At 72.6% G+C, this 8,330-nt stretch carries 6 protein-coding genes; 1 reads left to right on the top strand and 5 read right to left on the bottom strand.

From position 1 onward, the window contains the following. On the top strand, positions 1-1,841 hold a 1,841-nt coding region (gene cydC, locus ACXJKL_RS08740; RefSeq protein WP_457206673.1), incomplete at its 5' end, for a thiol reductant ABC exporter subunit CydC. On the opposite strand, the gene ACXJKL_RS08735 is transcribed toward cydC, so the two are convergent. From ACXJKL_RS08735 to ACXJKL_RS08715, 5 genes are all read right to left on the bottom strand, one after another. After that, on the bottom strand, positions 1,801-3,573 hold the full coding sequence (locus ACXJKL_RS08735) for a sensor histidine kinase (RefSeq protein WP_457206672.1): 1,773 nt from the start codon (positions 3,571-3,573) through the stop codon (positions 1,801-1,803). The two genes, cydC and ACXJKL_RS08735, sit on opposite strands and share 41 nt — an antisense overlap. Positions 3,574-3,608: 35 nt before the next feature. Next, positions 3,609-5,300 carry a ribonuclease J gene (locus tag ACXJKL_RS08730; RefSeq protein WP_457206671.1) on the bottom strand — a complete coding sequence of 564 codons (1,692 nt, stop codon included), beginning with the start codon at positions 5,298-5,300 and terminating at the stop codon, positions 3,609-3,611. An 8-nt stretch (positions 5,301-5,308) separates the two neighbouring features. Then, a complete protein-coding gene (gene dapA / locus ACXJKL_RS08725; protein WP_457206670.1) occupies positions 5,309-6,199 on the bottom strand; it encodes a 4-hydroxy-tetrahydrodipicolinate synthase in 891 nt (296 codons plus the stop codon). 58 nt (positions 6,200-6,257) lie between these two features. Beyond that, the gene (locus ACXJKL_RS08720; RefSeq protein WP_457206669.1) at positions 6,258-7,004 is read right to left on the bottom strand and encodes a phosphotransferase family protein; all 747 of its coding nucleotides are present in this window, start codon (positions 7,002-7,004) and stop codon (positions 6,258-6,260) included. A 123-nt stretch (positions 7,005-7,127) separates the two neighbouring features. Next, the gene (locus tag ACXJKL_RS08715) at positions 7,128-8,072 is read right to left on the bottom strand and encodes a hypothetical protein (protein WP_457206668.1); all 945 of its coding nucleotides are present in this window, start codon (positions 8,070-8,072) and stop codon (positions 7,128-7,130) included. Positions 8,073-8,330: the final 258 nt, after the last annotated feature.

Genomic DNA, 8,330 nt, shown 5'->3' with positions numbered 1-8,330 from the left:
AGCGGGCCCTGGTGGTGGTCGTGGCGCACCGGGCGGCCGTGCTGGCCTCCGCCGACCTGGTCGTCGACCTCCACCCCCTCTCCCCCGCGCCCCGCGACACCGGCGTGCCCCCCGCCACGCTCGTCGCCGTGCAGGCGCCGCCCGCGGGGCCCACGTCCGCCGAGCCGGACGACGTGCCGCCGCCCCGGGCGTGGTCCGGCCCGCTGGCCACCGTGCTGGGCGTGCTGTCCACGGCGGCGGGGGTGGCCCTCACGGCCACGGCGGCGTGGCTGATCACCCGGGCCAGCGCCCATCCGCCGGTGCTCGTGCTGATGGTGGCCATCGTCGGCGTGCGCACCTTCGGCATCGCCCGACCTGTGTTGCGGCACGCGGAGCGGCTGTTGTCCCACGACGTCGCCCTGCACGAGCTCGCCCGCCACCGGACGGCCGTGTACGCCGCCCTGGTGCCGCTCGTGCCCGGCGCGCTGAGGACCGCCGGACCTCCCCGCGGCGACCTGCTCGCCTCGGTGGTCGACGACGTGGACTCGCTCCTCGACGCCCGGCTGCGGGTCCGCCAGCCGGTCGTCACCGCCCTGTCCGTGGGCCTCCTCGCCGCCGGGCTCGCGTGGTGGTGGGCCGCGCCGGCGGGTCTCGTGCTGGCCGCACTGGTGGGCGTCGGGGTCCTGGCCGGCGTGCTCGGGCGATTCGGTGCCCGGGCCGCCGAGCCCGCGCACGTGCGCCACCGCGCCACCACCTCCGCCCTGGTCGAGGAGGTCGTCGCGGCACGCGACGAGCTGCGCCAGTGGCAGGCGTCGTCCGACGCCCTGGCCGCAGTCGACGCCGAGGGCGCCGCGCTGGAGCGAGCCGTACGCCGCTCGGTGCGCGCCGTCTCCGCCGGGCATGCCGTCGTCCGGCTGGCCACCGGCGCCGCCGTGGTCGCCGTCGCGGCCACGGTACCGACCGGAGCCGTGTCCCCGGCCACCCTCGCGCTTCTCCTCCTCCTGCCGGTGGCGCTGGGCGAGGTGCTGGCTCCGCTGGCCGACGCCGGCGCCCTCTCGGTGCGCACCGACGCCGCGCGGTCCCGCCTCGAACGGCTGGCCGCGCTCGCCCCGCTGGTGGCCGACCCCGCGGACCCGGTCCCGGTGCCGCACGTCCCGGTGACGGTGTCCCTGGCCGGCGTGAGCGCCGGGTGGGGAGACCTGCCGTGCCTGCGCGGCCTCGACCTGGCGCTGGCACCCGGTGATCGGGTCGCGGTCCGCGGCCCCTCGGGCAGCGGCAAGTCGACGCTGGCCTCGCTGCTGGTGCGGCACCTCGACCCCAGCGCGGGCACGGTGCGGCTGGGGACGCTCGACGTGCGCGACGCGACGCTCGACGACGTACGTCGCCAGGTCCTCCTCGTGGGTGACGACCCGCACGTCTTCGCCTCCAGCGTCTGCGAGAACRTCCGGCTGGCCCGTCCCGGGGCCACCGACGAGGAGGTGGCCGACGCCCTCACGCGGGCCAGGCTCGGCACCTGGGTCGGGTCCCTCCCCGGCGGCATGCACACGATGGTGGGCAGTGCCGGCATCGCGGTCTCAGGTGGCGAGCGCGCCAGGATCGGCGTGGCCCGTGCCCTCCTGGCGGATCCTCACGTCCTGGTCCTCGACGAGCCGACCGCGCACCTCGACACCGCCACCGCCCACGAGGTGGCCGACGTGCTGCTCGAGCAGCGTGCGGACCGCGCGGTCGCGTGGATCACCCACGGCACCGTCGGGCTCGACCGCGTCGACCGGACCGAGGTCCTGGACGGGGAGCGCTCCGGGCACCCGGCCGTGGACGCGGTCAGGCGGCCGGAGGACGGGCTCGTGGCAACGACAGCGTGAAGGTGCTGCCGCTGCCGAGGACGGACCCGACGTCGATGCGGCCGCCGTGGGTCTCCACGATGCGCCGGGAGATCGCCAGGCCCAGCCCGGTGCCGGGGATGGACAGGGCCTCGGGATTGCTGGAGCGGTGGAACGCCGAGAAGAGGTGGACCTGGTCGGCCTCCGAGATCCCCATCCCGGAGTCGCGGACGTGGATGCGCACCCATTCGGGCTCGCACTCGACCTCGACCCGCACGGTCCCGCCGCGACGGGTGTACTTGACGGCGTTGTTGACCAGGTTGTCGACCACCAGCGAGAGCTCCTCGGGGTCCCCGCTGACCGTCACCGCCTCGCAGCAGGTCACCGTCTGGACCGAGACGCCCCCGGTGTCGGCGAGGTGGGCCACCAGGTCGACCGACGACCGGCAGACCTCGAGGAGGTCGATGTCCACCCGTACCGCCGCGAGGCGGTCCTGCACCCGCGAGTAGTCGAGCAGGTTCTGCACGAGACGGTTGAGCCGCTCGGCGTTGCGGGCGATCGCCTCCACCGAGCGGTGCTCGTGCAGCTCGCCGAGCAGCTCGGCGTGCCCGATGATCGTGGTGAGGGGCGTCTTGAGCTCGTGGCTGATGGTCGTGATCAGCTCGCCCTTGTAGCGGTCGATCTCGCGCAGCTCGGACACCAGCCGCTGCTCGGTCTCGAGGAGCCGGGCAGTGTGCACGCTGCGTCCGAGCTCGCGCGCGATCTCGGCGACCGCGTCGAGCTCGGCCGGCTGGAGCGGCCCGCGGGTGCCGGGGAAGCCGATGACGATGTAGCCGAGGAGCTCCAGCGCCACGCCCATCGGCGCGACGACGACACTGACGGCTCCGGCCGAGGCCATCATCTGCTGCAGGTCGGCCAGGCTGGAGGGCAGCCGGTCGCACGCCTCGTCCGTCCTGTGCACCACGACCGGGTCTGGACTCGGCCACACCGCCGTCAGGTCGGCGCGCAGGCTCGCCACGCCCGCACCGGACGGGGTGGGTCGGGGGTGGCCGGCAGCCACGCCGTTGGCCCTGTCCTCGTCGGGATAGCACCGGATCCACACGTGGGTGGCGTCGAGCCCCCGGTGGACGGCCTCGCAGGCCTCCTGGAGGATCGCGTCCAGCCCCGGCTGGCTGCCGGCCTGCGCGACCTCCTTGACCGTCGACCCGAGGCGCAGCTGCTCGGCGAGCTGCTCACGCTGCTGGGCGTTGCTGAGCGCCAACCCGGCCTGGACGACGAACATCTCGAGCAGCTCACGCTCGTGGAGGGACGGGATCCGGTTGTCCGTGGGGAGATCGACCGCCATGTTGCCCAGCAGCCTGCCGGTCGCGGAGTAGAGCGGCGCGTAGAGCGCGTCCTCGGGGTGCCACGCCAGCGGGTCGTCCGCCGGCTCGTAGTCGGGGATCCAGGCTGCGCTGAGGCGCGAGGTGTCCATCCGCCCGTGCGGGACGAAACGGAGGATGCCCCAGCGGTCCGCCTGGCGGAACTCGTCCAGGATCTCCGCGGCCGGCGTGCGCCGCCCCAGGATCTGGCGGCGTACGTCGTCAGGGCCGGCCACCGCCGTCATCACGAGCGTGTCGCCCTCGAGGCGCGCGATGGCGGCGACGCCGTACCCGAGCACCTCGCAGACGCCGTGGACGAYCTCCTCGAGGACGTCGGCGGTGTCGGTGGAGGAGTTGACGCGGCGGACGAGCTCGGAGAGCCGTTGCAGGGCAGGGACCGGCCGCTCCGGCACGCCCGGTGCCTCCTCGTCCGCCGCCGCCGACACCCTCAGGCCTCGATGACGACCGGGATGATCATCGGACGTCGGCGGTGGGCCTTGTTGACCCAGCGGCCCACGACCCGGCGGACGGTCTGCTGCAGCTGGTAGGGGTCGACCGTCCCGTCGGCCACCGCCTTGTCGATGGCGTCGACGATGCCGGGCTTGATGGCGTCGAAGATCGAGTCGTCCTCGGCGAAGCCGCGGGCGTGGATCTCCGGGCCGGAGGACACCTTGCCGGTGACCGAGTCGACGACCACGATGACCGACAGGAAGCCTTCCTCGCCGAGGATCCGGCGGTCCTTCATGGACGTCTCGGAGACCTCGCCGATCGTGGTGCCGTCGACGAACACGTAGCCGCAGTCGACCTTGCCGGCGATCCTCGCGACGCCGTCGACGAGGTCGACGACCACGCCGTCCTCGGCCATCACGACCCGCTCGCGCGGGACCCCGGTGGCCACGGCCAGGTCGGCGTTGGCCCGCATGTGCCGGATCTCCCCGTGGATGGGCAGCACGTTGCGCGGCTTGACGATGTTGTAGCAGTAGAGGAGCTCGCCGGCGCTGGCGTGACCGCTGACGTGGACGAGGGCGTTGCCCTTGTGCACGACGTTGGCGCCCCAGCGGGACAGGCCGTTGATGACGCGGTAGACGGCGTTCTCRTTGCCCGGGATCAGCGAGCTGGCCAGGACGACGGTGTCGCCCTCCTCCAGGTGGACGAAGGCGTGGCTGCGCTGGGCGATGCGGCTCAACGCGCTCATCGGCTCGCCCTGCGAGCCGGTGGAGATGAGCACCTGGCGCTCCGGCGGCAGGTCGGCGAGCTCCTTGGCGTCGACCAGCACGCCCGCGGGCACGTGGAGGTAGCCGAGGTCCTTGGCGATGGCCATGTTGCGCACCATCGAGCGACCGACGTACGCGATCTTGCGGTTGTTGGCGACGGCGGCGTCGATGACCTGCTGGACACGGTGCACGTGGCTGGCGAAGCAGGCCACGATGATGCGCTGGGCGGACTTGTGGAACACCCGGTCCAGGATCGGCGCGATGTCCTTCTCGGAGGTGGTGAACCCCGGCACCTCGGCGTTGGTCGAGTCGGTCATGAAGAGATCGACCCCCTCGTCACCGAGGCGGGCGAACTCGTTGAGGTCGGTGATCCGGCCGTCCAGCGGGAGCTGGTCCATCTTGAAGTCGCCGGTGTGGAGCACGACCCCGGCGCCGGTGCGGATCACGACCGCGAGCGCGTCGGGGATGGAGTGGTTGACCGCGACGAACTCGAGCACGAACGGCCCGAACGTGATGGTCTCCCCCTCCTTGACGACGTGGTGCACCGTCTCCTTGAGGCGGTGCTCGCGCAGCTTGGAGCCCAGCAGCGCGAGGGTCAGCTCGGAGCCGACCAGCGGGATGTCCCCGCGCTCGCGCAGGAGGTACGGCGTGGCACCGATGTGGTCCTCGTGGCCGTGGGTCAGCACCAGGGCCTCGACCTTGTCGAGGCGGTCCCGGATGGAGTCGAAGTCGGGGAGGATCAGGTCGACGCCGGGGTGGTGGTCCTCGGGGAACAGGACGCCGCAGTCCACGATCAGCAGGCGGTCGGCGTACTCGAAGACGGTCATGTTGCGGCCGACCTCACCGAGACCGCCGAGCGGGATGACGCGCAGGGCGCCCTCGGCCAGCGGCGCAGGGGTGGACAGCTCGGGATGGGGGTGGCTCAAGGTTCTCCTCAGATCAGTTCGGACGCGACCAGCCCGGCACGCAGTGCCGAGACCTCGTCGTCGTCGAGCGCAACGAGCGGTCCGCGCACGTTGCGGTTGTCGAGCACGCCGAGCAGCTGCAGCGCAGCCTTGGCGGTCGTGGCTCCGTAGTTGGCGACGCCCATCAGGGCGTCGAAGGCCGGCAGCAGCCGGGTGTAGGTGGTGAGGGCCGCGTCGACGTCGCCCCCGAGGAAGGAGTCGATCATCAGCTTGAGGTCGTCGCCCGCGGCGTGGCCGACGACGCTGACGAGGCCGCAGCCCCCGCTGCTCAGGATGCCGAGCGTGTTGGCGTCGTCGCCGCTGTAGACGGCGTAGCCGAGCTGCACCAGGCGTGCGGTGCGGGCCAGGTCGCCGACGGCGTCCTTGACGCTGGCGACCGTGCCGATCTCGAGCGCACGCTCGTAGGTCTCCATCGAGATCGTGGTGCCGGTGCGACCCGGGACGTCGTAGAGCATCACCGGGACGTCGGTGGCCTGGGCGACGCTGCGGAAGTGGTGCAGGACGCCGGCCTGGCTGGGCTTGTTGTAGTACGGCGTCACCAGCAGCAGGCCGTCGACGCCGATCTTGGCGGCCTGCTCGGCCAGCTCGATCGAGTGGGCCGTGGCGTTGGTGCCCACGCCGGCGATCACGGTGCCGCGGTCGCCGACCGCGTCCTTGACCGCCTGCAGGATGCGACCGTCCTCGGCCACCGTGGTGGTGGGCGACTCACCGGTGGTGCCGCTGACGACGACGCCGTCGTGGCCGTGGTCGAGCAGGTGGACGGCGATCGAGGCGGTGCCCTCGAGGTCGACCTCCCCGTCGTCGGTGAACGCCGTGGCCATGGCGGTCAACAGGCGCCCGAACGGTGCTGCGGAGGTCATGGGGTCAGGCTACCGCGAAGGTGCCCCCATCCCGTCCCTAGCCACGGGGCTGGCCTGCTCACGCCGTCGACGCCTCGACGAGCTCGGACACCAGTCGGAGCCCGTGGCGCTCGAACGGCCCGTCACCCACAGCCAGCGCCCACGTGGCGGTGCCGACCGCCTCGCGCACCATCTGCGCGAGCCACACCGGATCGTCGCGGAGGTCGGCGCCGTACCCCTGCGCGAACTCGACGGCGAGCGACGGTCGTGCCGGCCACTCCCGTCCCGCGAGACGGCACACGTCGCTGGCCGCCGGGCGCCAGTYGAACCTGCCGAGGTCGATGACGCGCAGGATGCCGCCCGAGTCCACCATCCAGTTGCGTGGCGACCAGTCACCGTGGGTCGGGACGAGATCGACGGCCGGGGCGTCGTACGCCGTCAGCCAGCTCCTCAGCCAGTCGACGTGCAGGGCCGGGATCCGGTGCGGCCGGTCCAGGAGTGCCAGCGTGTGGTCGCGTTGGACGGCCTCGAACTCCTCGTCGAGCCGTGCCCCCTGCCGGTGAAACGACGCCAGGGCCGCACCCGCCTGCCGGTGCACGGCCGGATCGATCTCGGCCGGGGTGTCCCTCGCCAGACGGCCCGGGACGTGCGTGACGACCAGCAGGTTGGCGTCGCGGTCGGCATGCACCAGCCCGGGGCCGAGGCCGCGGTCGGTCCACACGGGGCACGTCTCGTAGCCCGTGATCTCGCGCCCGATGTGGCGATTGCCCGGACCTGCCGCCTTGACGACGAGGTCCGTGGAGCCGTCGTGCACGTGCAGGACCACGGTGTCGACGAGACCCCAGCTGAGGTCTGCACGAGGGGTGAGGCCCTGGGGAAAGCGCCGCTGGAGCGATGACTGTTGTGCGTCGGAGAGGGATGCGAGGTCCACGCGGGTCGACCGGTCCCGCTACTGGAAGGAGACGAACCGGACGTCGCGCAGGCGGCGTACCTGGCGGGCTCGCATCCGGGGCTGGTCCTCGTCGTAGAAGAGCTTKAAGCCCATCGTGAACTTCCGCGGCCGGGCCACGTCGGCGTACGTCGCGATCTTGGTGGCGGGGCTGCCGAAACCGTCGACGTGCTGGACCATGGCGAGCCCCGGCCGGGCGCGGACCTTGGCGATGTCGGGCACCATGCCGCGGGTGAACTGGTGGATCACGAAGAGCTTCTCGGGCAGCCCGTTGGACGCGGTGAGGCGGGCGAGCCAGCCCGCGGTCCGGTTGATCTCCTTGGCGCGGACGCTGCCGATGACCTGGCCGGGAACCTCCGTGGGGCCGACGCGCCACTCGGGGTCGAGCGCCAGGCCGACCCACGGGTCCTGCAGCGCCCACTCCCACCGCTTGGCGGTCTCGAGGAAGTCGCTGCGACCGGCCTGGAGGTCGAGCAGGAGCAGCGCACCGTTGCGGTGGGCGGCGTCGATGTAGGACTGGACGTAGCTGTGCAGGATGTCGTGGCTGTGGTCCCCGGCAGCGGTGGGGTTGTCGGCGCCGTCGGCGACGGTGACCACGAGCTCGTAGACCGGCATCAGGGTCTCGCCGTGCTGCACGAAAGCCTTGCCGGCGCGGGTGATCTTCGTGAAGGCCTTGTCCGGGTCGGTCTCACCGAGGACGCCGAGCGTGGAGCTGTTGGCGGTGCCGTAGTAGGCGGTGAGGAAGCGCTTGCGGGCGAAGACCTCGGTGCCGCCGCCCGGAAGCCTGCTGACCTGCCTGCCCGACGCCGGCTCCTGCTTCTGGTCCGGCAAGGCGCCTCCCCCGTTGCTGTCCGCGACGCTCGGCGGAGCGACCGCCACGAGCAGCAGGCAGGCCAGCGCCTGGGTGAGCAGCGCAGCAACGAATGTCCGAGACCCCCGAGTCATGGCGTCAGGGTACTCATGACGGGGCTCGACGGGGCTGCGGCTCGAGCTCCGGTGTGGCGGAGGCGACGGCGCTGACAGGGGTGTCGTGCGCGGGATGTCGGTACGGACGCCTAGGGTCGTGGACGTGAGCAGCCGATGAGCAAGATGGACAACCTCCGCGCGATGCGGGAGGCCAAGTACGCCGCCAACGCCAAGCGCACGGCCCCGGCCAAGGGCGCCGCGGGCGCCACGCCGGCGAAGGCCACCGCCCCGGTGGCC

This window comes from Nocardioides sp. P5_C9_2, assembly GCF_054049555.1.
This window is presented reverse-complemented; position numbering and strand designations above follow the sequence as displayed.

Bases quoted from the DNA above. Each gene is read 5' to 3' on its own strand.
- dapA (WP_457206670.1), bottom strand. From the start codon at position 6,199: ATGACCTCCGCAGCACCGTTCGGGCGCCTGTTGACCGCCATGGCCACG.